Origin of the sequence: Bradyrhizobium sp. BLXBL-01, assembly GCF_051853025.1 — a bacterium.
Lineage (GTDB): Bacteria > Pseudomonadota > Alphaproteobacteria > Rhizobiales > Xanthobacteraceae > Bradyrhizobium.
In genome coordinates, this window is sequence record NZ_CP182471.1 from 3,544,557 (window position 1) to 3,568,580 (window position 24,024).

Sequence of the window (24,024 nt, forward strand, 5' to 3'; positions counted from 1 at the left end):
GGCGGCCGTCTCAATGTGAGGCTATCAGCCGCGCCAGTTCCGGCAGGATCTTGTAGCGGGCGATCTCGTGCGGATATTCGCCGCGATTGGCCAGCAGGACGATGCCGATCCGCCGCGCCGGCACCAGGCCGATATAGCCGGAGGCGTTGTTGAGCCCGCCGGGCTTGTCGACGATGGTGACACCTGGGAGGCGCACGGTCTCCCAGGCCATGCCTTGGCCGAATTTTTCATCGACATGGAAGGCCTCGCGCTGCGTCAGCCGCAGGGCTTCGCGCAAATGCGGATCGATCGCGCGGCCGTCGACGCAGGCGGCGACGAACGTCGCGAGGTCGCGCGCCGAGGAGAACATCTGCCCGGTGCCGGGAAAGTCGAAATAGCTCTGCTGGTTGCCGATCGGGCCGATTGCCGTGCCCTGGTCGGAATAGCCCTGGACCACGCGCTGTATCGCCGCCTCGTCCAAGATGGCGCGATTGTCCGGGCCGCGCTCGGGGACGAAAGTTGAGTGCATGACGAGGGGGCGGAGAATGCGGTGCTCGATCAGCGCTTGGATCGGCATGCCGTAGCGGCGCTCGAGCACGAGCTGAAGCAGCACGTAGCCGGCATGGGTGTAGACGCGTTGCCGGCCGGGTGCGACGCCGGGCGCCGGCTCGAAGGCGTTCAGCATCGCGATGAACTGCTCGCGCGTAAACTCTTCGTTCGGCCATGGCGGATGATCGGTCGGGAGCAGCAGCCCCGACCTGTGCGTCGCCAACTCGCCAACAGTTACGTTGCGGATGTAGCTGCCGGTCAGCTCGGGCAGATATTTCGGCAGATGATCGTCGAGCCGCAGCTCGCCGCGCAGCACGCCGAGCGCCACGAGCGTGGCCTCGAATGGCTTTCGCAATGAGGCGAGGTTGAACAGCGTATCGGGCGTCACCGGCCGCCTGGCGGCATCGTCGGCGAATCCGTAGCTGAAGAACTCGACATGGCGGCCGGCATAGAGCGCGGCGGCGAGGCCGCCCGCATGGTCCGGCATCGCGGTCGGCGCCAGCGCGCCGGCGACGATGTCGCGCATCTGCGCGATCATGTCCGAATCCGCGGAGGCGCGGCGCGGGCAAAGCGCCATCCCAACCGGAATGAATGCGGCGCGGGCAATGCTTCGCCGGGTGATCGGGGATGAGATGACAAAAGGCGGCACGTGCTCTGATCGATCATGCTGATGCGCCCCCGGATATGGTTTAGCGAGGAGGGGGCGAGGTCCCAATTCACAATTGCGCGTTGTGGGTTCCCATCGATCAACGAAACTGAGCCATCAGGCTAACAATTGTTGACGTCCGCGATCCCGGGTGTATAGTTAGCTTCATGGCTAACCAATTGCCCCATCTCGACCAGATCTTCGCAGCGCTCGCCGACCCGACGCGGCGGGCCATCGTGATGCGGCTGTGCGCGGGCGAGGCGTCGGTCGGCGAGCTCGCCGGTCCCTTCGACATGGCGCTGCCGAGCTTCATGAAGCACATCCATGTGCTGGAAACGAGCGGGCTCGTTCAGTCCGAGAAATCGGGGCGCGTGCGCACCTGCCGTCTCAGCGCGGACGCGCTTGTCGGCGCCGAGGATTGGTTCCAGCAGCAGCGCGCGGTCTGGGAGGCGCGGCTCGACCGGTTCGAGGCCTATGTGATGAAACTCAAGAAAGAGAAGGAAAGGGCGGCCGCCAAGCGGCCGTCCAAAACAACCAAACGGAAAGGTTCCTGACAATGACGAGTTCTGCCAACCCCGCTCTGTCGCAATGGTCGCTCGACCGCGAGATCGTGATGTCGCGCGTGATCGACGCGCCGCGCGATCTGGTGTTCGAGGCATGGTCCGACCCGAAGCATCTGCCGCAATGGTTCGGCCCGAAGGGATTCAAGGTCGAGACCTTCGAGATCGACGTGCGTGTCGGCGGCGTCTGGCGCTTCAACATGATCGGGCCCGACGGCACGGTCTATCCGAACCGGATGCGCTTCCGCCGCATCGAGCGGCCGTCGCTGATGGAGATGGATCACGGCCTCGACCAGGATGACGATCCCGGCATGTTCCGCTTCACCGTCACGTTTGCCGAGCAGAGCAACGGCAAGACCGTGCTGATGATGCGGCAACTGGCCTCGAGCGCCGAGCAGCGTGACGGCATGATCGGCTTCGGCGCCGTCGAATACGGCTACCAGACGCTCGACAAGCTGGCGGCTTATGTGGCGGGGATGAAGCGGTGATACGAGGCGATTGTTCGGGCATCGATGTATCGCATCATCCCGAACGACGGATGACCAGTTGAACGCGCTCTGGATTCAGCCTTCAGCGGCTTGCACATGCGATCCGGCTCCGGCGGCAATTCGCCGGGGCCGCATTCACGCGCGGCGCTGCCGGTTCCCTCGCATGCGCGAGCCATAGGAACGATCGCTGCCATCAGGGTTTGGCAGTGATGACGCACATCATCTTCAGCGACTATCGCAATCCCGCGGCGGAGCAGGCCTACGAGATCGCCTGGGACTTTCTGGTGCGGACGGGCGCCATTCGCGACGAATTCGAGGCCTGCGTGTTCCTGGCGCAGCGTATCACCGTGATGGTCGAGAAGGGACACACGAATCGAATCCGCATGGCCAACCGCGCGATCTCCGAATACCAGCGCCACGCCGAGGAACGCGACGGTCTCATCCGCGGCGGTGGCCGTTACGCCGAAGGGCGCTAGGCGCCGGCCAAACGGGCTCTCGCCACCTCAGTCCAGTGCGAGAAGCAGCGTCAGCTCCTACTCGCCCTTGAGACCGGCCTCGCGGATCAATCTGGCCCACTTCTGCGTCTCGGCGTCGATGAACTGGCCGAACTCGGCCGCGGTGCCGGCACGCACCTCGAGGCCCTGGGCCGTCAACTTGTCCTTGATCGCAGGCTCGGCGAGCGCGCGCAGAACCTCGGCCTGGAGCTTGTCGACGACGGCGCGCGGCGTCGTGGACGGCACCATGAAGCCGTACCAGCCGGCGGCGACGACGTTGGGAAAGCCCTGCTCGCGCAGCGTCGGCGCCTGCGGGTAGAGCGCGCTGCGCTCGGCCGAAGCGACGCCGAGAACGGTGAACTTGCCGCTCTGGATGTAGGGCAGGGCGGTCGGCAGCGCGGTCAGCGTGGCATCGACGCGTCCGGCGAGCAGCTCGGTGTAGGAGGCGGCATCGCCGCGGAACGGGATGTTGAGACCCTTGACGCCGGCATCGCGAAACAGGAGCTCTCCGGCAAGATGCGGCTGCGAGCCGGCGCCGGGAGAGGCGAAGGTCAGTCCGTCCGGCTTCGACTTGCCGTAGGCGATCAAGTCGGGAAGCGTCTTGAACGGCGCATCGGCACTGATGATGAGGAACAGCGGTGCGATCACGGCGATCGCGATCGGCTGCAGATCCCCTCGCTCATAGGTCAGCTTGCCGAATAGCGCCTCGGCGGTGGCGTAGGGCGCCGCGACGTAGAGGATCGTATAGCCGTCGCCAGGCGCATGGGCGACCATGTCGTTGGCGATGCGTGTGCCGGCGCCGGGCTTGTTCTCGACGATGAATTGCTGGCGCAGACTGCGGCTGAACTCCTCGGCCAGCAAGCGCAGCGAGATGTCGTTGGAGCCGCCCGGACCGTAAGGCGAGATCAGCCGCACCATCCGCGACGGCCAGACGTCCTCAGCGTAGGCGGAAAATGACGAGGCCGAGACGCCGACGGCGACGGCGCCCAGCAGTGCTCGGCGTGTGATGGTCATGATGGCCTCCCGGAGATGGGGCGCCAGCTCTTTTGTTCATGTCCTGGCGCTCTTCTTGTTTTGCTTGCGCGTCTCGGCCGTGGGCATCGACGCTCCGACCACGGCCCGGACGCTGTCGGCGAGCGCCGCGATGCGCGGACCGATTTCGCCCTCGAGCTGCCCGGGCTGGAGCCGGAAGGCAGGGATGCCGCAATTGATCGAGAACGACTGCTTCGATTCGCTTACATGAAACAGCGGCGCGGCGACGGCGTGGATCGAGGCCATGTACTCGCCCCAGCAGGTGCAGAAGCCGCGGCTTTTGCATTGCGCGATCCCGGCGCGGTATTTGTCGCGGACGGCCGACCACAGGCCGGCATCTTCGGCCGCGAGATTCCGTTCCAGCCGGTCTGCATCGGCCGACGGCAGGGCCGCCGCCGCAGCGCGGCCCATGGCGGTCATCACGACGGGAATGGGCATGCCGATATCGGGCACGTGCGGGCCGACATCGCCGGAGCGAGCGGTTTCGACATAGATCATCGAGGTCGCATCGAGCAGGCCGATGGAGACCGTCCCGCGGACGCTGTGCGCCAGCTCCTGCATCATCGGCCGCGCCAGTTGGCGGAATTGCATCCCGGCGAGCAGAGGATGCGCCATGCGCAGCGCCCGTGCACCGACGCGGTACTTCGACCGCTCGGCGTCGTAGCGGAGATAGCCAAGCTGGGCCAGCGTATGGGTCAGCCTCGCCACGGTCGGGCGCGGAATGCCCGTCAGCGTCGACAGCTCCATGTTGCCCAGCAGCGTGCTCCCGGCCTTGAACGCCTCGAGCACGACCAGCCCCTTGGCCAGCGTGGTGGCGAAAGCGGCGTCGTCGGCGCTCTCCGCCAGCACGGCTGCGGCGGAGGAGAGCGGATGCTGCGGTTTGGAGGAGCCGGTCGGAGCCATCCTCGGAATATCAGACGGACAGATTTCGAATGTCCAATAAATTCGCTATCTGCGGCAAAATTGTCCGATATGTGGACGCTCCCTGTCCGCCTGTTTTCCGGTTGAGGGCACCGCTGGAACGACAGGGCACACACAGATTTTTGTCGTGGTTGCATGCCGTTCTGTGACAGGATTATTACGACGACATGTCAGATCGATAAATTTTGCGGAGCGGTTCATGTTGCAGTGGCAGGCGCGGTCAAATCCCCTCGCGTGGTGGTGGGGATCCCTCACGCTTGTGAGCAGTGCCAACATCCTCGTCTGGTTCATGCTGTACCGTGAGTTCTACCCGACGGTCGCAGGCAGCATCAGTGGCGGCTCGGATATCGGGCTGATGTTCCTGCTGTGCGCCGGCTATGTGTTCGGCTGCGCGTTCCGTTCGGTGCTGCCGCGCGCCGACGTGCAGCGCATCTGCCTGTTCGACACCTGGCTCTCCAGCGTCTTCGTCGGACGTTCGGTTGCGACCGTGGCCGAGGTCTGCTTCGCCGCGCAATGGGCGATCATCCTGCATCAGCTGGGCACCATGACCGGCGCCGAGACGGCGGTGAACATCGCGTGGGTGATTGTCCCGGTGATCATCATCGCCGAGTGCTTCTCCTGGTACGCGGTGGTCACCACCAATTATCTCTACAACGCGATCGAGAATTCGCTATGGGCGGTGACCTTCTTCCTCGCCGGCATCGCGCTGTGCCGCCTGATGCCGGAATTCCAGGGCGTGGTGCGCTGGGCGTTGATCGCTGGCATCATCGGCATCGCCTGCTTCCTCGCCTTCCTCGTCACCGTCGACGTGCCGATGTATCTCAGCCGCTGGCGGGCAGGGCACGCCGAGGGCGGCAGGTTCTTGGGCCTGCTCGAAGGTCTGCACGACGTTGCGACGCGCTGGGTGGTGACCCACGACATCGCGCATTGGAAGGGCGAGCTGACCTGGATGTTCCTGTATTTCAGCGCGGCGGTGTGGTCGAGCCTCGCGCTCTGCGCGCTCTACGCGATGGAAGGCTATCTGGCGCGCTATCTCGCCTGACGGTCAAAGTCTTGTTTGAGGCGTTTTTCCAAGCGCCTTACTTGCCGACCAGGCTGCATTTGCTGCGATCGAGCGGGCGGAAGGCCTGGTCGGGCGGGATCGTCGCGACCAGCTTGACGAAGTCCCACGGGCCTTTGGATTCCTCCGGAGTCTTGACCTGCACCAGATAGAGATCGTGCACCATGCGTTGGTCCTCGCGGATGCGGCCGTTGGTGGTGTAGGCGTCCGACACCGGCGTCGCCTTCATTTTGGCCATCACGACGGCGCCCTCGTCGGAATCGGTGTCCTTCACGGCTTGCAGATAGTGGCGCACGGCGGAATAGACGCCGGCCTGGATCTGCGAGGGCATCGCCTTGCGGCGAGCATGGAACGCATCGGAGAATTTCCGGGCTGCCGGCGAGACATCCTCGAAGAAGGAGGTGACGATGAGATCACCGCGCGTCGCTTTGAGCCCAACCGCTTCGATGTCGACGTTCTGGAACGACATCGGCACGATCTTCATGCCCTGGCTGGCGAGCCCGAACTCCTCGGCCTGCTTGATCGCGGTCGCGTTGTCGCCGGCAACGTTGATGGCCAGGATCCTGGCGCCCGACGACTGCGCCTGAAGCAGGAACGAGCTGTAATCGGGCGTGCCGAGCTGCGCCTTGACGCTGCCGGCGACCTTGCCGCCGAGTGCGGCGATGCGCTCACGCGCGGTCACCTCGATCGAATGACCGAAGGCGTAGTCGCCGGTGATGAAGAACCAGGGCTCCTTGCTGGTCTGCATGATGCCGGAGACCACGGCGGTCGCCGTGGAATAGGCGTCCTGGGTCCATTGCACGCTCGTTGGGGCGCATGCGTCATCGGTCAGCTGGTTCGCGCCGGCGCCGGAGATGAGGAATATCTTGCCGTTGCCGCGCACCAGCTCCTGCACCGCCAGCGCCGCGCCGGAGCTACCGCCATCGGCGATCGCCTGGACCCCGTCGCTGAACCATTTTCGCGCCAGCGACGCGGCGAGATCCGGCTTGTTCTGGTGATCGGCCTGCAGGATCTCGATCGGCTTGCCGTTGATCTTGCCGCCGAACTCCTCGGCGGCCATCCGCGCCGCTTCGACCGAGCCCGGACCCATGGCGGTCGCGAACACGCCGTTCATGTCGGTGAGGACGCCGATGCGGATGGCGTCGCCCTTGATCTCGGCCCGCGCGGCGGAGCCCGCGAGCGCAAGTGTGATCAGGAGCGTGGCGGCGGAGCTGGTGCGGGTCGTGCCCATGGCGTTCCTCAAGTTTATCGTTGATTGATCGGTCTTGGCGGTCAGGCCGGTTCGGCGATCACCGTGTTGCGCAAGGTGCCGATGCCGGAGATCTCGACCTCGACGGTGTCGCCGGGCCGCATCCACAGCGGCGGCGTGCGCTTGGCGCCGACACCGCCCGGCGTGCCCGTGACGATGACGTCGCCGGGCAGGAGCGGACAGATGGTGGAGATGTAGGCGATCAGCTCGGGGATGGCGGTGATCAGGAGATCCGTCGTGGTGTTCTGCACGACATTGCCGTTCAGCCTTGTCTGTAGGGTGAGCTTTGACGGATCCGGAATCTCGTCCGTCGTCACCAGCCACGGACCGAAACTGCCGCTTTCGGCAAAGGTCTTGCCGGCGAGAAATTGGCTGGTGTGGCGCTGCCAGTCGCGGATGCTGCCTTCGTTGTAGCAGGAATAGCCGGCGACGTAGTCGAGCGCGCGGCCAGGCGGGATGTGACGGCCCGCCTTGCCGATGACGAGCGCGAGCTCGCCTTCATAGTCGAAGTCGTCGCTCACCCCTGGTTTCACGATGGGCTGGAGATGGCCAACCTGGCTGCAGGCGAAGCGCGCAAACAGCGCCGGCCTTTCGGTGACGGTGCGGCCGGTCTCGGCCACGTGATCGCGATAATTGAGGCCGACGCAGATGATCTTGCCGGGATCGGGGATCACGGGCGCGAAGCTGACCTTGTCGAGCGAATGATCGGGGGCCGCGGAGGCGGCCAGTCTTGCCGCCTCGCCGAGGCGACCGGCTTCGAGCAGCTGCCGCAACGTGGTGCAGCCCGCCATCCGCGCGCCGAGATCGACGACGCCGTTGTCCTTGACGGCGCCGAAGGAGGAGCGTCCGTCCACACTGAATGAGAGCAGCTTCATGAAAGGTCCTTGAGAGGTTCGGTCAGGCCGCGGAGGGCGCTTGGGCTGAAGGAATTTGGATTGAAGGCGCGATGGCGGCGATGAGGCGGTCGAGCTCGGCCCCGTTGCAGGCGGTGCCGCGGATGTACCGGTCGGGACGAACCAGTGCGGCGATGATGCCGCGCTCGCGCAGCCAGTCTCCGACACCTTCGGCGTCGTCGCCGGTGAGGACCTCGATCCCGGTCTGCGACAGCGCGAGGCGCGACGGCAGCGCGGCCGCCGTCTCGATGAGCAGCACATGATGATAGCCGGTCCGGTCGTCGCTGCGGCGTCCGTCGCTCAGCATGAATTGCGGTGCGAGACGTCCGGCGAGCGGCAGGTCGCCGAACCCTAGTCCGGGGCCCAGCAGGGGCTTCTTCACGTCCAGCTTGACCGGCGCGTTCTCGCGCGCCTCGCCGGCGGCAAGGCCGGCCTCGATCGCCTTGGTGTTGATGACGCCGCCGAGGCGAATGGCGAGCTCGATGAACTCGCGCACATGCGGCAGGCGTTCGCTCTGATAGGTGTCGAGCAGATCTGGTGCGGCGCCGTCGCGGATCACGCTCGCCAGCTTCCAGGCGAGGTTCGCGGCATCACGAATGCCGGCGCACATGCCCTGGCCGAGAAAGGGCGGGGTCTGGTGCGCGGAATCGCCCGCGAGCAGCAATCGCCCGTTGCGCCATTGCTCCGCGATGACGGAATGAAAAGTGTAGACCGAAGCGCGCTCGATCTCGGCATCGTCGGGCGTGATCCAGCGCGATAGCAGCTCCCAGACCTTCGCCGGTTGAGCGACCTCCTGCGAGTCCTCGTCCGGGAGAACCGTGATCTCCCAGCGCCGCCGCGTGCCGGTGCCGCGCACGTAAGTTGCGGGCCGACTGGGATCGCAATGCTGGAGGCTGTAGTCGCCGAGGTCGCCGCGCGCGCGCTTGAGCAGAACGTCGATGACCAGCCAGCGCTCGTGGAAGCCGAGGTCGTCCATGCCCGAGCCGATGAAGCGGCGCACCAGGGAGCGGGCGCCGTCGCAGCCGATCACATATCCGGCGCGGACCTCGCCGAGCTTCCCGTTGGAGAGGTCTTCGTAGCGGACGCGCACGCCGTGCTCGTCCTGATCGAGCGCGAACACATCGCAGCGGCTCTGCAAGGTGACGTGTGGCCAGCGGGCGAGGCCGCCGATCAACACGTCCTCCAGATCCGGCTGGTGGAAGCGGTAGCTGAGATGCCAGCCCATCGGCGTCAGCGTCTGCGGACGGGACCAATCCAGCAGCATGCGGCCGGCTGCATCGAGAAAGAGCATGCCGGGACTGAGAATGACATGCGGCAGGATCGCGTCGGCAAGAGCGATGGTCTGGAACACGCGCATGCATTCATCGTCGAAATGCACCGCGCGCGGCAGATGATAGGTCCGCGCTTCGCGCTCCAGCACCAGCGTCCGCACGCCGCACAGGCCGAGCAGGTTGGCGAGCGTGGCACCCACCGGCCCGCGGCCGACGATGGCGACGTCAAACTCTTCTGGGGTGGATTTATCTTGCATGGGGTATCTTTTCCCCAGGCAAGGCCGGCCCTTCAACGCCGGCGTGCCAAGTGTCCGCCCAGCGGACGGTCTCTAACCCGCGACAGGAATGGCCGACGCCGTGTCCAGCAGCTGGTTCGCGAACTGCGCCACCGCTTCGTCGATCCCCAGCGCCGAGCGGATCCATATGATCGAGATGCAGCCGAATACGGCGCCGTCCCGCACGATGGCAACGGCAATCGATGCCGTCTTGGGATTGTATTCGCCCTCGCTTCGGATGGCGTAACCTCGCGCGGCGGTTTCGGCGATCATGCGGTCGAGCCGGCTTTGGTCGAGGAAGGGGCGGTCGTCCACCTCGTCGATGCGGCGGAGATGATTGATGATGAGATCACGTTCGCGCGCGGGGCAGGCGGCGAGATAGGCGCGGCCCGCAGACGTGCGCAGCATCGGCAGGCGCTTGCCGATCATGCCGCGGTCGATCGAGAGCGGGCTGCGAGAATGCGTGGTCTCCTGCACCACCATGGCCGCGTTCTCGTAAGTCGAGAGATCGACCGGCCAGACCAGCTTCTTGCTGAGATCGGCGAGATAAGGCGCCGCTGCCTGGCAGATGACCACGCCGGGATCGTAGCCGTCGCCGAGGCTCAACGCGCGCCGGGTGACGCGAAAACGATCGTCGCTGGCGCTGCGGGCTATATAGCCGAGCTCCTCCAGGGTTTCGAGCAGGCGATAGACGGTGGGGCGGGGCAAGTCGAGCGCGCGGGCAACGTCGCCGGCGCGGATGCCGCCGGAGCGGTTGACCTCCTGCAGCACGTCGAGCCCGCGCTTGAAGGCGCGGACGCCCTCAGACTGCCGAGGCTGGCCGTTCCGCGTCCGCTCCTTGGACACTTCCTACTTCCTCCCTTGTGGCACGTCGCGGCGCGCTTATTGTCGTTGCGAACGCGAGGCGATTGCGGAACGCCACCGTAGGATCGCGCGCGGCCGGTATCAAGCTCGCCGCAATACGGCGGCCGCGATGCCTTCGGGAGGAATTCGATGGAAATCGCAGCGCTCGGCTATATCGGAATCAGTTCGTCCCAGCTCGACCAGTGGAGCCGGATGGCGACCGGGCTGCTCGGCATGCAGCAGGTCGATCGCGGCGGCAAGATGCGGGCCTTCCGCATGGACGACCGCAAGCAGCGGCTGATCGTCGACGGCGGCAGCGATGCCGGCCTTGCGGTGATGGGATGGGAAGTTCCTTCGACGGCCGAACTGGACAAGTTGGCTGGACGGCTGGAAAGCCATGGCATCAAGGTGGTCCGAGGCTCGCGCGCGCTCGCTGACGAGAGGCATGTCGCCGAGCTGATCGCGTTTGCCGATCCCGCCGGCAACCGGCTGGAGGCTTTTTGCAAGCCGGAGCTTGCGAGCGAGCCGTTCAGGCCGGGCCGCCCGATCTCGGGCTTCCGCACCGGGGCGCTCGGCATGGGGCATGTTGTACTCAACGTCGAGGACGTCGAGCCGCTGTTGCCGTTCTATCGCGACGTGCTCGGCTTTCACGTCTCCGATTTCGGGCTGAAGCCTTACGGGCTCTATTTCTTCCACGTCAACGGCCGCCACCACTCCTTTGCGATGGTCGGCTCGGGGCGAAAGGCGATGCATCACTTCATGGTCGAGCTCGGCTGCCTCGATGATGTCGGGCAGGGCTACGACCTCGCGCAAATGGACGAGGGACGCATCGCCTACACGCTGGGCCGGCACACCAATGACCACATGACCTCGTTCTATGTGAATACGCCGTCCGGCTTCTTCATCGAGTACGGCTGGGGCGGACGCGTCATCGATCCCGAGACCTGGCAGCCGCACGAGACCTTTGATGGGCCCTCCCTGTGGGGTCACGAACGGCTGCATATGCCCGAAGAGCAGCGCAAGCGGATGCGCGAGATGCGGCTCGACGCCGCTGCCCGCGGCGTGCGCGTCGCCGATCCGCGCGTGCCGCCGCTCAACTGCGCGTGGCTGGACTCGGTGGTCGCGCGGGAGTGATCCGCCGCGGCGTAGCTCAGGCCTCGCCGAGATCGACCTCGGTCAAGATGCCCTGGCGCAGCGCCAGCCGGACCAGCTCGATGTCGGAGCCGACGCCGAGCTTGTCCTTGATCAGGGAATGCAGGTTCGCCACCGTCTTCGGGCTGACGTGGAGCGTCTCGGCGATCTCCTCCGTCGTGTTCTCGGCGAGCAGCAGCCGCAGCACCTCGAACTCGCGCGGCGTCAGCACGTCGGCGGCCAAGGTCTCGCCGCTGATCCGGCTGAGCGCAAGTTCGTGGTCGATGTCGGGGCTGATGGCGATCTTGCCGGCGAGCACGTCCTTGACCGCGCGCACCAAGGTCTCGGGCGGACTGGTCTTGGTGACGTAACCCCGTGCACCGGCGCGGATCGCCTGCACGGCAAAGCCGGCATTCTCGTGCATGGTGAAAACGAGAATCCGCGCAGTCTTGTCCCACTGCCTGATCCGCCTGACCGCCTCGATGCCGCCGATGCCGGGCATGCTGAGGTCCATGATGACGAGGTCGGGCGTCTCGGATTTGTACAGGCGATAGGCTTCCGCACCGTCGGCCGCCTCGGCGACGACGCGCAAGCCCGGCTGTTTCTGGAGCACCGAGCGATAGCCCTCGCGGACGACGGAATGGTCGTCGACCAGCAGGATCGTCGCTTCAACTGCGCTCATGCCGCATGCTCCAGGGCCTCAGACGCGGCAGCCGCGAGCGGAATGATTACGCGCAGCGCCGAGCCGTGAGGGCCGGTCTCAAAGCTGAGCCGGCCGCGAAGTGCAGCGACGCGCTCGCGCATGCCGAGCAGGCCCATACCGGACTTGGCGGCAGCTTCGTTCGGCCGGCCATCGTCCTCGATCGCGAGCGCGATCTCGCTGTCGGCCATGGTCAGATGCAGGCTGACCTTCGTTGCGCCGGCATGCTTGGTGGCGTTGGTGAGCGCCTCCTGCACGATGCGATACAGGTTGGCACTGACGGCGGCGGGCACGCTGTCGAAAGCGCCGTCGAACCGGATCTCGAAGCGGGGCTGGCCGCGGCTGCGGCCGTTCCATCCCGACACCAGGCCTTCGAGGCTGGCGACGAGGCCAAGCTCGTCGACATCGGGCGGCCGCAGCCGGAACAGCGCGCCGCGCAGCGTCTCCATCATGCCGGTCGCGGTGCGGGCAATGCTGTCGCATTCGCCGAGCAAGCCGGGACAGTCCTGCGCCGCAGTCTGGCGGGCGGATGCGGCCAGCGCGCGGATCGCGGCGAGCGACTGGCCGAATTCGTCATGCAGCTCACGGGCGAGATGGCGGCGCTCCTCGTCCTGGAGCGCGATCAGCTTCCGCGTCAGTTCGCTCCGCTCGGCGAGCGCGGTGTCGAGGCTTTCGGCGAGATGGTTGAAGACGTCGCGGATGGCGGAGAGCTCGGCGAGGTCGAATGGCGGCAGCCGGGCGGTGAGGTCGCCGGCGGCGATGCGTTCGAGGCCGCTGCCGATCATGCGGGTGGGGCGCAGCGCGCGGGCCAGTGCGGCATAGACCAGCGCGCACAGCAGCGGCAGCGCGATCGCAAGCGCGATCATCAGGCGGCCGGCCTCGTGCCAGGCGTCCGCCGTCTGCACCGCCGGGTCGAGCGAGACCACGGTCTCGCCGAGCTTGGTTCCGCGTACGATCACGGGCCGAGCCGCCTCGCGGCCGGGGTCGAACACGCCGCGATAGAAGGCGGCGAAGGCTTGCGGCGGCGGGCTGGCCGGGGCAGGCGCGCCGCTACAGAAACGCTGCAGCATCTCGCCGCTCGGCCCACGGAATCCAAGACACAGGCCGGGCGTCATGACATGGGCCGACACCGGGTCGAGGTTCGGAAAGTCCGAGCGAGGGCTTGCCGCCCACTGCACCTTGCCTTGCTGCAGCTCCAGCGTCTTCGCCACGATGGCGGCGATCCCGTCGATGCGCGCATGCGCGGCGCGGTCAGCCGTGACAAGGAAATAGGTGGAGATCGCGGCGAAGCAGGCGGCCGATATCGCGGCGACGCGCAGCGTCAGACGGACCTTGAGATCGAACCTCGGGCGATTCCACATCAGCTTGCACCTGGTGCGAACGGGCTTGTCGCGCCTCATTAAAGGGCAGAACGCCAGCGGCGGGAAGCGTTCCCGACTTGCCGCAGTGCAACGTCGTGAAATTTTCCCGGCGTTGGTCGGGACGGCGACGGCTGCGGGGCGTGAGGTGGCCCGCGCAGATTTGCGTTCCATCCACGAGGTCCGTTCATGCACCGCTCCCGGCCGGTTCTCTCTGCGTGTCTCCTCTTCCTCCTCTCCTGCTCGCCCGTCGCTGCGCAGTCCGCCATCGGGGTTGCCATGGACGATTTCAGCTACACCGACACCTCGGCCGAGCCGACCAACCAGACCGCCGCCCACGAGCGGCGGCTGGCGGCGTTCATGGCCGCACTCAGACGAGACATCGGCGAGGGTGGGCGCTATCGGCTGGTGTCCTCGGCCCGGGACGGAGCGGCGTTCAAGGTGGTCGGCGGCATTCAGAAGACGAGCACGCTGGTGCAATGGGCCAAGGTTGCCGTGATCAACGTCGGCGCCAAGACGCTCGTGCTGGACAAGCTCTACAGCTTCCGCGGCGACAATGATGAAGCATGGGAGCGCGCCGAGATCTTTGTGTCTCGCGAGGTCATGGCTGCGCTCGGCACGCCTGCGCCGGTCGAGCTTGCCGTGTTCGATTTCGAGCTCGAGGACATGACGGCCGCCTCAGCGGGCGCGTCCGCTGCGTCAGATGCGACATATCTCGCGGAGGTCACTGGCGGTGTGCGCGAGGCGCTCGGGCAATCCGGCCGTTACCGGATCGTCGACGTTAGCGGAGAGGCGGGGAAAACCGGCGCTTTGCGGGATTGCGGCGGCTGCGAGGCTTCCATTGCACGCAAGCTCGGTGCGGACCAATCGCTGATCGGCGTGGTGCGCCGCGTCAGCCGCACCGAATACACGCTAGGCTTCCAGGTTCGCGACGCCAGAACCGGCGCGGTGTTGGCGCGCGGCGACAGTGGCCTGCGCATGGGCGCTGACTATTCCTGGAAACGCGGTGCGGTGCGGCTGATCAGCGACCGGCTGATCGACAGCCAGCAGGCCAACGACGCACCTAGAAGGTAAGCTGCACCTTCATCGACTGCGAGCGGTCGCTGGCGAGCTCGAAGGCGGCGACGGCGTTCTCGAACGGCATGGTGGCCGTGATCAGCGGCTTGACGTCGATCAGGCCCTCGCCCATCAGGCGTACCGCGAGCTCGAACTCGGGATCGAAACGGAAGGTGCCGCGGAGCTGCAATTCCTTGGCGACGATCGAATTGATCGGCAGCGTCATCTCGCCGCCGAGGCCGAGCTGCACCAGGGTGGCGCCCGGCCTGAGCACGTCGAGCGCGGTGCGGAGCGCGGCCTGGTTGCCGGAGGCCTCGAACAGCGTGTCGAACACGCCCTTGCCGGCGCGCCAGGGATCGAGCGCGGCGGCATTGGTCGCGACGTTGATGGCATGCGTGGCGCCGAGCTTTTTCGCGACCGCGAGCGGGGCGTCGGCCACATCCGTGACAACGATCTCGGACGCGCCGCCGAAACGCGAGACCAAAATCATCAGCGCGCCGATCGGACCGCAGCCGGTAATCAGCACGCGCTTGCCGAGCAGGGGACCGGCCTGCTTGCCGGCATGCAGGCACACCGCGAGCGGTTCGGCGACCGCAGCTTCCGCCAACGACAGCTTGTCCGAGATCGGCACGGCCTGCGTCGCGTCGACCGTGATGAACTCGCGAAAGCCGCCCTGCACATGGGGAAAGCGCATCGCACTGCCGAGGAAGCGCATGTCGAGGCACTGGTTGCGTAGGCCCTCCTGGCAATGCAGGCACGCCCCGCACGGCTTGCTCGGGTTGACCGCGACGCGCGTGCCCGGCTTGACGCTGGTGACGCCGTCACCGACATCCGCAACGACGCCGGCGATCTCGTGACCCAGCGCCATCGGCTGCTGGATCCGCACGACGCCGAAACCGCCGTGATGGTAGTAGTGCAGATCGGAGCCGCAGATGCCGCCATTGGCGATCTTGACGCGGACCTCGCCAGGGCCGGGGGCCGGATCGGCATAATTGTCGATCCGCAGGTCCTTCGGGGCGTGGATGACGACGGCGCGCATGGCTTGCTCCTTCGCTGTCTTGGCGGTCACATCGCGGCGATCATGCCGCCATCGACATAGATGATCTGGCCGTTGACGTAGGTCGACGCGTCCGAGGCGAGGAAGATCGCGGCGCCCACCAGCTCATCCGGCTTGCCCCAGCGCTTGGAGGGGATGCGGCCCATCAGCCAGTTGTTGAAGTCGGCGTTGTTGACCAGCGCCTCGTTCATGTCCGTGAGCATGTAGCCCGGTCCGATCGCATTGGCCTGGATGCCGTGCTGGGCCCATTCCACCGCCATCGAGCGCGTGAGATTCTTGATGCCGCCCTTGGCCGCGGTGTAGGGCGCGATGGTGGGGCGCGCGAGCTCGCTGCCGAGCGAGCCGATATTGATGATCTTGCCGCGCTTGCGCGGGATCATGCGCTTGGCCGCCTCGCGCCCGATCACGAAGGCGCTGGTAAGGTTGGTCTCGATCACCTTGCGCCATTCGTCGGTGGTGAACTCGACCAGCGGCTTGCGGTGCTGGATGCCGGCATTGTTGATGAGGATATCGACGGCGATCCCCTTCTTGTCGAAGTCGTTGAACGCCGCCACGATTGCGGCCTCATCGGTGACGTTGAAGGCGGCGCCTTCGGCCTGATGGCCGGCGGCGCGAAACTCGGCGACGGCCTGCTCGACACGCTTGGGATCGACGCCGTTGATGATCAGCTTGGCGCCGGCCTTGGCCATGCCCTCGGCAATGGCGCGGCCGAGGCCGCGGGAGGAGCCGGTCACGAGCGCGGTACGGCCGGAAAGGTCGAAGAGGGCGGTGCTCATCTCAATAGATCCTCAAGCGTTGGAGCGGCGCACGATGAGATCGGTGCGCTCGAAGACGGCTGGCAGAAGGTCGACGCCCAGGCCGGGACCTTCCATCGGGAAGACATAGCCGTCCTTGATGGTGGGCATCGTGGTGACGAGCTCATTGTACCAGCCCTTGTAGAAGGCGCGCACGGATTCCTGGATCAGGGTGTTGGGCTGGCTGAAGGACATGTGGATGGCGGCGATGAAGCCGATCGGGCCGATGCAATCGTGCGGTGCGAAGGGCCGGTGATAGGTCTCGGCCATCGCCGCGATCTTGCGGCCTTCGGTGAGACCGCCGGTCCAGCACAGATCGGCCATCACCACATGCATGGCATCGCGGTCGAGCATGTCCTTGTAGGGGAAGCGCGAGCCCAGCGTCTCGCTGGCGCAGACCCAGACGTCGGTCGAGCGGGCATATTCGGCCAGCGCCTGCGGCGAGTTCATCCGGATCGGGTCTTCGTACCAGGTCGGCTTGTAGGGCTCGAGCGCACGGGCGATCTGCTTGGCGGTCGGCAGATTCCAGAGCGAGTGCAGCTCGACCATGATCTCCATCCTGTCGCCGACGGCTTTGCGGATCTTCTCGAACGGCTCGATCGCCTGCTTCATCTGCGATGCGGTGATGTAGAGGCCCTTGTTCTCCTGCGCCGCCGGATCGAACGGCCAGATCTTCATCGCCGAGATGCCGCTTTCGAGCAGGCTTTCGGCCAGCGCATCGGCATGGTTCATGAAGCCGTCGAGATCTTCATAGGGCCCCTTGGAGGCGCCGAGATTCCAATTGGCCACCGGGCTGATATTGGTCGAGCGCACATATTGGGTGCCGGCGCAGGTGTTGTAGATGCGCTGCTTGTCGCGGCAGAGGCCGCCGAGCATCTGGTGCACCGGCTGGCCGCAGACCTTGCCGAACAGATCCCACAGCGCGATGTCGATCGCGGAGGCCGCGCGGTATTCGACGCCGGTGGAGGACTGCGCCATCGGCAGGTTGAGCATGTCGCGATGGATCGCTTCGATGTGCAGTGGATTGCGGCCGAGCAGGCGGCCGGCAAAGGTGTCGTGGATCTGCGCCTCGACCGCGCCCGCGCCGTAGAAGGTCTCGCCGAGGCCGATCATGCCGGTGTCGGTGTGGACGCGGACCCAGATGACGTTGGAAAATTCCTCGGTGCGCAGTGTCTCGATCGACGTGATCTTCACGGCAACTATCCTCCCATCGAAAGGCGCTTCGCACCCGACGTCTCATTTTGCGCTGCAACATGTTGCAGGCCGTGCCGACGTCTTACGCCTGCTTGTAATATATCACAACATGTTTTAAGGGTGCCACAACCAGGGCGCCATCCTGCAACGAGAGCGCGGGCTGACGGGAGGACGACATGGCACGGCGCAAGCGCGCGCTCGAAGTGGTGAAAGACGAGGATGACGGCGGAGGCCGGCGCTCCCGCAGCAATCGTCTCAACTTTTTCGAGTTGGCCTATCAAAGGATCGAAGAGCTCCTGGTCCATTGCGAGCTCAAGCCCGGCCAGTTCATGACCATGCTGGAATTGCAGCAAATCACCGGTTTTGGCCGCACGCCGGTGCATCACGCCGTCAATCGTCTCTCCGCCGACACCCTCATCATCATCCGGCCCCGTCATGGCCTCAACATCGCGCCGATCGATCTGGCGCGCGAACGCATGCTGCTCGGCCTGCGACGCGACATGGAGCGTTTTGTCATTCGCCTCGCGGCGGATCGCGCCAGTCTTTCCCACCGCAATCAGGCCTTGCACATCGAGCGTTTGCTGCGCGAACGTCGCGCCACTTTGACACTCGACGAGTTCAACAGCCTCGACCGCCGCATCGACGCGCTGGTGCTGGAGGCCGCTGGCGAGCCGTTCCTGGTGCACACGCTGCGGCCGCTGCACACGCTGTATCGCCGCATCGGCTACATCCACCACCGCTTCATGCCGGGGCAGGCGGACCTGTCAGGCACGATCGATCACCATCTCGCCATTCTTGCAGCCGTCGCCAACCGCCGCGTCGAGGACGCGGTGAAGGCGAGCGATGCGTTGATCGACTACATGGGCGAGATGTTCTCAGGGATGGAGGCCGGGATCGATCCGCGCCTGCTCGATTGCAGCATCGAGCCGCTGCTCGGTGCGTAGAGCATGGTCCGGACCCGAAGGGCCGCGCTCGCGCAAAGTGTGCAGCGGTTTTCCGAAGCGCTCATGCACAACACAACAAGCTAGCGCGATGAGATCCTGATCTCATCGCGCTTTGGAGAGTTTCTGAAGAAAGGAAGAAGAATGTCAACGATGGCGATGCCACAAGCGACCGCGAGCGAAGCCGCGGTCCGCTACCTCATCACGAACTACAGTCCCAAGGGCAACAAGGTCGGCTGGCTGATGATGGCCTCCATCCTGGTCGAGGCCTGGGACCTCTATTCGATCGCCTTCGTGCTGATCTTCATCAAGGAGCAGTACAATCCCGATCCGCTGATGCTCGGCCTTGCCGCCGCGGGCACGCAAGGTGGGGCGCTGATCGGTGCGCTGCTCGGCGGCTGGCTGTCGGACAAGATCGGCCGCCGCGTGATGTTCCTGGTCACGATGGTGCTGTTCATCGTGCTGGCACTGGCGCAGGCCTTCGTGCCCAGCGTCGGCTGGCTCGTCGTGATCCGCTTTCTGCTCGGCATTCCGCTCGGCTCGGACATCTCGACCGGCTACACCTACATCATGGAATCCATGGCGAAGGGCGAGCGCGAGGTCATGGGCAACCGCTGGCAGTTCATGTTCGCCGTCGGTGAGGTCCTCACCATCGGCGTCATCGTAATCTTCCTTCTGGTCGACATGAACCACGAGATGCTGTGGCGCGTGACCCTCGGCCTCGGCGCGGTGCCGGCGCTGATCATCCTCATCATGCGTCACGACGTGCCGGAGACGGCGGTGTGGCTGGTGCAGAAGGGCCGCTATCGGGAAGCCAAGCAGGTCGCGCGCGAGATGTTCAACGACAATCTCGACATGCTGCCGGATCGGGACGTCGTGGTTCCCAAAACCAGCACCCGCGCGTTCCTCGCCGACCTCAAGAAAGATCCGATTCGCTGGCGCGCCACGTTGTATGGCTGGATCGCCTGCTTCGCGCAGGCCAGCGAGTTCTCGACCTTCGCGTTCTACCTGCCGGTGCTGTTCGTGATGGTCGGCGTGTCGAGCGTGCTCGGCATCAACTTGGTGACAATGGCGCTGTTTTCCTTCGCAGCGCTGTCGGGATGGGTCGGGCCGCTGCTGACGCCGAAAATCGGCCATCGCGGCATCTCCATCGCGGGCTTCTCCATCGTGCTGGTATCGCTGCTGGTCGCCGCGTTCGCGCTCTACACCGACAACAAGATGCTGCTGCCGTTCGCCGCGGCCGGCATGCTGTGGGGCCACTATTGGGACGCCTCGAACTGCATGACCATCCCGACCATGGTCGCCCGTCCGCAATATCGCGGCACCGCCAGCGGCTTCGCCTACATGTTCGTGAAGCTGCCGTCGTTCCTGGCGATCTTCCTGTTCCCGACGGTGTTTGCCGCGATCGGGCAGGCGAACGCCACGCTGATGGTCGCGATCTTCCCGCTGATCGGATTGCTCGCGGCAATCTTCATCCTGCCGGAAGTCTACGGCTACGAGAACGACTGAAGATGAGTGCTATCTGATCGCGGCGGCTAACGCCGCGATCAGGGCCGGCGGCGTCACCAAGAGGCCGAGCTTGAGGAATGGCCAGGCGCCGACCTCGATCTTCTCGCGCCGGAGCGCGACAAGCCAGAGGATCGTGGCGAGCGAGCCGGTGACCGACAGATTGGGGCCGAGATCGACACCGATCAGAATGGCGCTGACCACCGGCGCGGGCAGATGATCGCTGGCGGCGACCGAGCCGGCGACGAGGCCGACCGGGAGGTTGTTGGCGATGTTGTCGGCGAGCGCGGTGGCAATACCGACACTCCAGGCGGCCTTCGTCACGGACTGCGCAACCGCCTGATGCAGCAGCGCGCTGAGCTGCGCGATCACGCCGGTCTTCACCAGCGCTTCGACCATGACAAAGAGCCCGCCGACCAGCGGCAGCACGCTCCAGGACACGCCGCGCAGCACGGGCAAGGGCGATTGCCGGTTGATCAGCAGCACGATGGCGGCCGTCGCCACGCCGCAGACGAAGGTCGGCAGACCCAATTGCCTGTCCAGCGCCGACGCCGTGACCAGCACGATGCCGATCGCGACGATGCCTATTGCGGTGAGCTTGCCGCCGCGTCCGAGCTTGGGATGCGGTACGCTGCGCGCGATCGTCTCTTCCTTCAGCGCGCGGTGCTGGGTCAGGCGCAGCACGATGTAGGTCAGCAGGATCGACGCCGCCGAGGGCAGGGCGAACAGGCGCAGCCATTCCGTCAGGTGCGGCATGTGCGCGCCGAACACGACGAGATTGGCGGGGTTGGAGATCGGCAGCACGAAACTCGCGGCATTGGCGATGAAGGCGCAGACGAACAGATAGGGCAGCGGCTTCGCGCCGGCCGCGCGCGTCGCTGCATAGACGGCCGGCGTCAGCACGATCGCGGTGGCATCGTTGGAGAGCAGCACCGTCACCAGCGTGCCGACGAGGTAGATCAGCAGGAACAACCGCTGCGGCGAGCCACGTGCATATTCCACCGCAAGCGCGGCGAGATAATCGAACAGGCCTTCAAGCCGCGCCAGTTCGGCGATCAGCATCATGCCGATCAGGAAGAGATAGACGTCGACACCTTTCTCGATGCCGACAAGGGCGTCCTGCCACGGCAGCAAGCCGAGCAGCACCAGCGCGCTCGCGCCGATCACGGCCCAGATCGCCTCGGGCAGGGATAGGGGCCGGATGATGACGCCTGCGGTCGCGACGGCGGTGATGCTCCAGGCCCAGATGGCGTTAGACGGCACGGTCAGTCCTTGAGGTTCGGTCAGTCATTCGGCATCGATAACCGATGTCGGAACGGCTGTCTTCCCCCAGAGTCTTGCCGCAGGAACAGTCTGGATTGCTTCGCTGCGCTCGCAATGACGGAAATTGTGGCTGCTTCTAGCGAATGTCACACTCACCTTACCACCGATAGCTTCTCCGTGATCGCCTTGCGCAGGATGCGCGAGAGCGGTTCCACCGAATACGGCTTCTGGATCAGCTCGAAACCGCGGTGGGCGTTCTCTGCGAGCACGTTGCTGTAGCCGGAGGTGAGCACCACGGGCAGGCCTGGATAGCGCTCACGGATGATCCCGGCGAGCTCGACGCCGTTCATTCCAGGCATGATGACGTCGGAGAACACGAGGTCGACGGCAAATTCGTTTTCGCCGAGGATCGCCAGCGCCGCGTTCGCATTGGCAGCGCGGCGGACGACATAGCCGAGATCCTCCAAGAGCTCGGTGGAGAAGCGGCCGACCTCGTCATCGTCCTCGACCACGAGCACGCGATAGCCACGCCCGGTCGTGGCCGCCTCGTGGCTCAGCGCCGCGGCTTCCTTGTCCGTCGCCGGGCTTTGCGCCCGCGGCAGATAGATGGTGAAGGTCGCGCCCTTGCCCGGCGTGCTCGTCACAGCAATGTCACCCTCGGACTGCTTCGCGAAGCCGAAGGCCTGGCTGAGGCCGAGGCCGGTGCCCTTGCCGACCTCCTTGGTGGTGAAGAACGGCTCGAAGATCGAGTCGAGATGTTCCGGCGCGATGCCGCTGCCGGTGTCGCTGACGGAGATCGCGACATAGTCGCCGCCGCGCGCCGATTGTGCGCGCAGGCTCGGGATTCCCGAGACCTTGCGCACGGCGATGGTGAGGCGGCCTTCGCCGTCCATGGCATCACGGGCGTTGATGGCGAGGTTGATCAGCGCGGCCTCGAACTGGGCGATGTCGGCCACCGTGAAGCAATCGGCGTCCTGAATCTCCACGGCGATCTCGATGCGGCCGCCGACCAGCGGGCGGACCAGCTGCGCCACGCCCTCGACCTGACTGCCGACGTTGAAGATCTGCGGCTTGAGCGGCTGGCGGCGCGCGAAGGCCAGAAGCTGCGCGGTCAGCTTGGAGGCGCGCTCGACCGTCTCGGAGATGGCATCGACGTAGCGGCGGCGGCGCTCCTCCGGCAGCTCGCGCCGGCGCAGGAAATCGGTCGCCGAGCGGATGATGGTGAGGAGATTGTTGAAGTCGTGCGCGACGCCGCCGGTGAGCTGACCGATCGCCTCCATCTTCTGCGACTGCCGCAGCGCTTCCTCGCCGCGACGCCGCTCGGTGATGTCGACCGCCTCGGGCACGGCGCCGGTGATGGCGCCGTGGCGGTCGAGTACGGGGCGCATGCCGAAGTCGAAATCGCGCTCGCCGACGGGAAGGCGCAGGCGCATCTCCAGCCGCACGGGTTCGCCCTTGAGCACCGTCTCGAAGGCCTCGCGCACGGCGGCACTCATACCGTCGGTGCCGGTGAACCAGGGCGTGTCCCAGAACGGCTTTCCGATCACGTCGGCGGAATTCGCCTTGATGCCGGCGAGCGCGGTCTTGTTGGCGTAGACCAGTTCGCCCTCGAGATTGACCAGGCCCTGATACTGATTGCTGGTCTCCAGGATCGCGCGCAGCCGCGCCTGGTTGGCTTCGAGCTCGGCTGTGCGCTCGGCGATGCGCTCTTCCAGCGTCTCGTTCAGCCGCCTGAGCTCGATCTCGGCCTGCTTGGCGACGGTGACGTCGTGGGCGACGCCGATGAAGCCGATATGCTTGCCGGTCGCATCCCAGCGCGGCTGCGATTCCGAGCGCAGCCAGCGCCATTCGCCGCTGGCGTTCTTGTAACGCGCTTCCAGCACGAAGGGCTTGAGGGACGCTTCACCCTGGACGGATTGCTGCAGCACGTGCGGCAGGTCGTCGGGGTGCAGCACCTTGCGCCAGTCGAAATCGATGGCCTGATCGTAGGGCAGGCCGACGAAATCGACATAGGCCTGGTTGGCGAAGGACCGCTTGCGGTCGAGCTTGGTGACCCAGATCGGCACCGGCGCGCTGTCGGCGATCAGCCGGAAGCGCTCCTCGCTTTCGCGAAGTGTCTCGCGCGCCAGCGCCTGGTCGGTCATATCGATATGGGCACCGACGAGCCGGATGGCGCGGCCGTCCTTGTCGCGCTCGATCTTGGCGACCACCCGGATCCAGCGGGTCTCGCCGTCGCTGGGGCGGATGATGCGGTATTCAGCGCTATAGTCTTCGCTCGCTCCGGCGAGAGCTTCGAAGAAATGCTTGACGGTAGCGTCGCGGTCGTCGGGATGGATACGGTTGACCCAATCCTCGTGCGACTCCTCGGCGGCTTCCGGCGGGAGGCCGTGGATCATCAGATATTCGGGCGAGCGACGGTTCTTGAAGCCTTCGCGGAAATCGACCTCGACGCCGCCGACCTTGCCGATGCGCTGGATGCGCGCCAGCTCGGCCTCGCGCTCCTGCAGCGCGCGATAAGCGTTGTCGCGCTCGCGCGCGACGTCTTCGAGGTGCTGGCGCAGCCTTTCGGCGGCGATGGTTTCGGGCAAGGGATCGTTCAAGGCATCGGCCGTTGTCATCTAGGTGCGCGCGTGCCGGACCGATATTCACACAGACGGGGCGTGATGGCCATTGTTTAGAGGGCAGGTGGTGCCCGGAAATGGTGGCGCGAGCCTGAACGTGGAGAAGTACGCGGTGGCAACGTCCGGTCTGGCAATTTGTTCCG

The 24,024-nt window shown here is 65.7% G+C and carries 22 protein-coding genes; 8 read left to right on the forward strand and 14 right to left on the reverse strand.

Features of this window, described 5'->3' with window-relative positions; translation table 11 throughout:
• Window positions 1-10 precede the first annotated feature (10 nt).
• The gene (locus ACNJYA_RS16365) at window positions 11-1,066 is read right to left on the reverse strand and encodes a serine hydrolase (protein WP_172783270.1); all 1,056 of its coding nucleotides are present in this window, start codon (window positions 1,064-1,066) and stop codon (window positions 11-13) included.
• A 275-nt stretch (window positions 1,067-1,341) separates the two neighbouring features.
• Here ACNJYA_RS16365 and ACNJYA_RS16370 point away from each other — a divergent pair, with 275 nt between their 5' ends.
• From ACNJYA_RS16370 to ACNJYA_RS16380, 3 genes are all read left to right on the forward strand, one after another.
• The gene (locus tag ACNJYA_RS16370; RefSeq protein WP_439403244.1) at window positions 1,342-1,728 is read left to right on the forward strand and encodes an ArsR/SmtB family transcription factor; all 387 of its coding nucleotides are present in this window, start codon (window positions 1,342-1,344) and stop codon (window positions 1,726-1,728) included.
• Window positions 1,729-1,730: 2 nt separating this feature from the next.
• Window positions 1,731-2,222: an SRPBCC family protein gene (locus ACNJYA_RS16375; RefSeq protein ID WP_172783272.1), complete on the forward strand. Its 492-nt coding sequence runs from the start codon at window positions 1,731-1,733 to the stop codon at window positions 2,220-2,222.
• A 209-nt stretch (window positions 2,223-2,431) separates the two neighbouring features.
• Window positions 2,432-2,698 carry a hypothetical protein gene (locus ACNJYA_RS16380; protein WP_212254995.1) on the forward strand — a complete coding sequence of 89 codons (267 nt, stop codon included), beginning with the start codon at window positions 2,432-2,434 and terminating at the stop codon, window positions 2,696-2,698.
• A gap of 57 nt (window positions 2,699-2,755) precedes the next feature.
• Here the strand turns inward: ACNJYA_RS16380 and ACNJYA_RS16385 are convergent, their stop codons facing one another.
• Window positions 2,756-3,730, reverse strand: a complete 975-nt coding sequence (locus tag ACNJYA_RS16385; RefSeq protein ID WP_439403245.1) for a Bug family tripartite tricarboxylate transporter substrate binding protein — start codon at window positions 3,728-3,730, stop codon at window positions 2,756-2,758.
• Between the two features lie 36 nt (window positions 3,731-3,766).
• Window positions 3,767-4,651 carry an IclR family transcriptional regulator gene (locus ACNJYA_RS16390; protein WP_439403246.1) on the reverse strand — a complete coding sequence of 295 codons (885 nt, stop codon included), beginning with the start codon at window positions 4,649-4,651 and terminating at the stop codon, window positions 3,767-3,769.
• Window positions 4,652-4,868: 217 nt separating this feature from the next.
• On the opposite strand from ACNJYA_RS16390, the gene ACNJYA_RS16395 reads away from it, so the two are divergent.
• A complete protein-coding gene (locus ACNJYA_RS16395) occupies window positions 4,869-5,711 on the forward strand; it encodes a hypothetical protein (protein WP_260379679.1) in 843 nt (280 codons plus the stop codon).
• 37 nt (window positions 5,712-5,748) lie between these two features.
• On the opposite strand, the gene ACNJYA_RS16400 is transcribed toward ACNJYA_RS16395, so the two are convergent.
• The 4 genes from ACNJYA_RS16400 to ACNJYA_RS16415 all read right to left on the reverse strand — a co-directional run bounded on the left by ACNJYA_RS16400 (window position 5,749) and on the right by ACNJYA_RS16415 (window position 10,263).
• On the reverse strand, window positions 5,749-6,960 hold the full coding sequence (locus ACNJYA_RS16400) for an ABC transporter substrate-binding protein (RefSeq protein ID WP_172783277.1): 1,212 nt from the start codon (window positions 6,958-6,960) through the stop codon (window positions 5,749-5,751).
• Between the two features lie 41 nt (window positions 6,961-7,001).
• Window positions 7,002-7,853 (reverse strand): fumarylacetoacetate hydrolase family protein, encoded by an 852-nt coding sequence (locus ACNJYA_RS16405; protein WP_439403247.1) that lies wholly within the window; start codon window positions 7,851-7,853, stop codon window positions 7,002-7,004.
• Between the two features lie 22 nt (window positions 7,854-7,875).
• On the reverse strand, window positions 7,876-9,399 hold the full coding sequence (gene mhpA, locus ACNJYA_RS16410; RefSeq protein WP_439403248.1) for a bifunctional 3-(3-hydroxy-phenyl)propionate/3-hydroxycinnamic acid hydroxylase MhpA: 1,524 nt from the start codon (window positions 9,397-9,399) through the stop codon (window positions 7,876-7,878).
• 72 nt (window positions 9,400-9,471) lie between these two features.
• Complete coding sequence (locus tag ACNJYA_RS16415) at window positions 9,472-10,263, reverse strand: DNA-binding transcriptional regulator (RefSeq protein WP_439403249.1); 792 nt, start codon at window positions 10,261-10,263, stop codon at window positions 9,472-9,474.
• Between the two features lie 147 nt (window positions 10,264-10,410).
• Between ACNJYA_RS16415 and ACNJYA_RS16420 the strand changes: the two genes are divergently transcribed.
• Window positions 10,411-11,394 carry a VOC family protein gene (locus ACNJYA_RS16420; protein WP_439403250.1) on the forward strand — a complete coding sequence of 328 codons (984 nt, stop codon included), beginning with the start codon at window positions 10,411-10,413 and terminating at the stop codon, window positions 11,392-11,394.
• 16 nt (window positions 11,395-11,410) lie between these two features.
• On the opposite strand, the gene ACNJYA_RS16425 is transcribed toward ACNJYA_RS16420, so the two are convergent.
• Window positions 11,411-12,073, reverse strand: coding sequence for a response regulator (locus ACNJYA_RS16425; protein WP_172783282.1), 663 nt, complete (start codon window positions 12,071-12,073; stop codon window positions 11,411-11,413).
• A complete protein-coding gene (locus tag ACNJYA_RS16430) occupies window positions 12,070-13,452 on the reverse strand; it encodes a histidine kinase (RefSeq protein ID WP_439403251.1) in 1,383 nt (460 codons plus the stop codon). The genes ACNJYA_RS16425 and ACNJYA_RS16430 overlap by 4 nt, the downstream gene beginning before the upstream one ends.
• A gap of 186 nt (window positions 13,453-13,638) precedes the next feature.
• On the opposite strand from ACNJYA_RS16430, the gene ACNJYA_RS16435 reads away from it, so the two are divergent.
• Complete coding sequence (locus ACNJYA_RS16435) at window positions 13,639-14,523, forward strand: DUF2380 domain-containing protein (RefSeq protein ID WP_439403252.1); 885 nt, start codon at window positions 13,639-13,641, stop codon at window positions 14,521-14,523.
• On the opposite strand, the gene ACNJYA_RS16440 is transcribed toward ACNJYA_RS16435, so the two are convergent.
• The 3 genes from ACNJYA_RS16440 to ACNJYA_RS16450 are packed head-to-tail and all read right to left on the reverse strand — an operon-like array spanning window position 14,513 to window position 17,550.
• Window positions 14,513-15,544, reverse strand: a complete 1,032-nt coding sequence (locus ACNJYA_RS16440) for an L-idonate 5-dehydrogenase (protein ID WP_439403253.1) — start codon at window positions 15,542-15,544, stop codon at window positions 14,513-14,515. The two genes, ACNJYA_RS16435 and ACNJYA_RS16440, sit on opposite strands and share 11 nt — an antisense overlap.
• 26 nt (window positions 15,545-15,570) lie before the next feature.
• Window positions 15,571-16,338: an SDR family oxidoreductase gene (locus ACNJYA_RS16445; RefSeq protein WP_439366901.1), complete on the reverse strand. Its 768-nt coding sequence runs from the start codon at window positions 16,336-16,338 to the stop codon at window positions 15,571-15,573.
• A gap of 12 nt (window positions 16,339-16,350) precedes the next feature.
• Window positions 16,351-17,550, reverse strand: coding sequence for a mandelate racemase/muconate lactonizing enzyme family protein (locus ACNJYA_RS16450; protein ID WP_439403254.1), 1,200 nt, complete (start codon window positions 17,548-17,550; stop codon window positions 16,351-16,353).
• A gap of 176 nt (window positions 17,551-17,726) precedes the next feature.
• Here ACNJYA_RS16450 and ACNJYA_RS16455 point away from each other — a divergent pair, with 176 nt between their 5' ends.
• Complete coding sequence (locus ACNJYA_RS16455) at window positions 17,727-18,494, forward strand: GntR family transcriptional regulator (RefSeq protein ID WP_172783288.1); 768 nt, start codon at window positions 17,727-17,729, stop codon at window positions 18,492-18,494.
• A gap of 141 nt (window positions 18,495-18,635) precedes the next feature.
• Window positions 18,636-20,000, forward strand: coding sequence for an MFS transporter (locus tag ACNJYA_RS16460; protein WP_172783289.1), 1,365 nt, complete (start codon window positions 18,636-18,638; stop codon window positions 19,998-20,000).
• A gap of 9 nt (window positions 20,001-20,009) precedes the next feature.
• Here ACNJYA_RS16460 and ACNJYA_RS16465 read toward each other — a convergent pair whose 3' ends face one another.
• Both ACNJYA_RS16465 and ACNJYA_RS16470 read right to left on the reverse strand, forming a co-directional pair.
• The gene (locus ACNJYA_RS16465) at window positions 20,010-21,260 is read right to left on the reverse strand and encodes an arsenic transporter (RefSeq protein ID WP_172783290.1); all 1,251 of its coding nucleotides are present in this window, start codon (window positions 21,258-21,260) and stop codon (window positions 20,010-20,012) included.
• Between the two features lie 152 nt (window positions 21,261-21,412).
• A complete protein-coding gene (locus ACNJYA_RS16470) occupies window positions 21,413-23,878 on the reverse strand; it encodes a PAS domain S-box protein (RefSeq protein WP_439403255.1) in 2,466 nt (821 codons plus the stop codon).
• Between the last annotated feature and the right edge of the window lie 146 nt (window positions 23,879-24,024).

What these genes read in the sequence shown, in the direction of transcription:
- ACNJYA_RS16365 (WP_172783270.1), bottom strand. Translation starts at nt 1,066, where the DNA reads ATGATCGCGCAGATGCGCGACATCGTCGCCGGCGCGCTGGCGCCGACC.
- ACNJYA_RS16370 (WP_439403244.1), top strand. Translation starts at nt 1,342, where the DNA reads ATGGCTAACCAATTGCCCCATCTCGACCAGATCTTCGCAGCGCTCGCC.
- ACNJYA_RS16435 (WP_439403252.1), top strand. Translation starts at nt 13,639, where the DNA reads ATGCACCGCTCCCGGCCGGTTCTCTCTGCGTGTCTCCTCTTCCTCCTC.
- ACNJYA_RS16425 (WP_172783282.1), bottom strand. Translation starts at nt 12,073, where the DNA reads ATGAGCGCAGTTGAAGCGACGATCCTGCTGGTCGACGACCATTCCGTC.
- ACNJYA_RS16470 (WP_439403255.1), bottom strand. Translation starts at nt 23,878, where the DNA reads ATGACAACGGCCGATGCCTTGAACGATCCCTTGCCCGAAACCATCGCC.
- ACNJYA_RS16420 (WP_439403250.1), top strand. Translation starts at nt 10,411, where the DNA reads ATGGAAATCGCAGCGCTCGGCTATATCGGAATCAGTTCGTCCCAGCTC.
- ACNJYA_RS16405 (WP_439403247.1), bottom strand. Translation starts at nt 7,853, where the DNA reads ATGAAGCTGCTCTCATTCAGTGTGGACGGACGCTCCTCCTTCGGCGCC.
- ACNJYA_RS16390 (WP_439403246.1), bottom strand. Translation starts at nt 4,651, where the DNA reads ATGGCTCCGACCGGCTCCTCCAAACCGCAGCATCCGCTCTCCTCCGCC.
- ACNJYA_RS16430 (WP_439403251.1), bottom strand. Translation starts at nt 13,452, where the DNA reads ATGTGGAATCGCCCGAGGTTCGATCTCAAGGTCCGTCTGACGCTGCGC.
- ACNJYA_RS16375 (WP_172783272.1), top strand. Translation starts at nt 1,731, where the DNA reads ATGACGAGTTCTGCCAACCCCGCTCTGTCGCAATGGTCGCTCGACCGC.
- ACNJYA_RS16395 (WP_260379679.1), top strand. Translation starts at nt 4,869, where the DNA reads ATGTTGCAGTGGCAGGCGCGGTCAAATCCCCTCGCGTGGTGGTGGGGA.
- mhpA (WP_439403248.1), bottom strand. Translation starts at nt 9,399, where the DNA reads ATGCAAGATAAATCCACCCCAGAAGAGTTTGACGTCGCCATCGTCGGC.
- ACNJYA_RS16400 (WP_172783277.1), bottom strand. Translation starts at nt 6,960, where the DNA reads ATGGGCACGACCCGCACCAGCTCCGCCGCCACGCTCCTGATCACACTT.
- ACNJYA_RS16440 (WP_439403253.1), bottom strand. Translation starts at nt 15,544, where the DNA reads ATGCGCGCCGTCGTCATCCACGCCCCGAAGGACCTGCGGATCGACAAT.
- ACNJYA_RS16385 (WP_439403245.1), bottom strand. Translation starts at nt 3,730, where the DNA reads ATGACCATCACACGCCGAGCACTGCTGGGCGCCGTCGCCGTCGGCGTC.
- ACNJYA_RS16455 (WP_172783288.1), top strand. Translation starts at nt 17,727, where the DNA reads ATGGCACGGCGCAAGCGCGCGCTCGAAGTGGTGAAAGACGAGGATGAC.
- ACNJYA_RS16445 (WP_439366901.1), bottom strand. Translation starts at nt 16,338, where the DNA reads ATGAGCACCGCCCTCTTCGACCTTTCCGGCCGTACCGCGCTCGTGACC.
- ACNJYA_RS16380 (WP_212254995.1), top strand. Translation starts at nt 2,432, where the DNA reads ATGACGCACATCATCTTCAGCGACTATCGCAATCCCGCGGCGGAGCAG.
- ACNJYA_RS16460 (WP_172783289.1), top strand. Translation starts at nt 18,636, where the DNA reads ATGTCAACGATGGCGATGCCACAAGCGACCGCGAGCGAAGCCGCGGTC.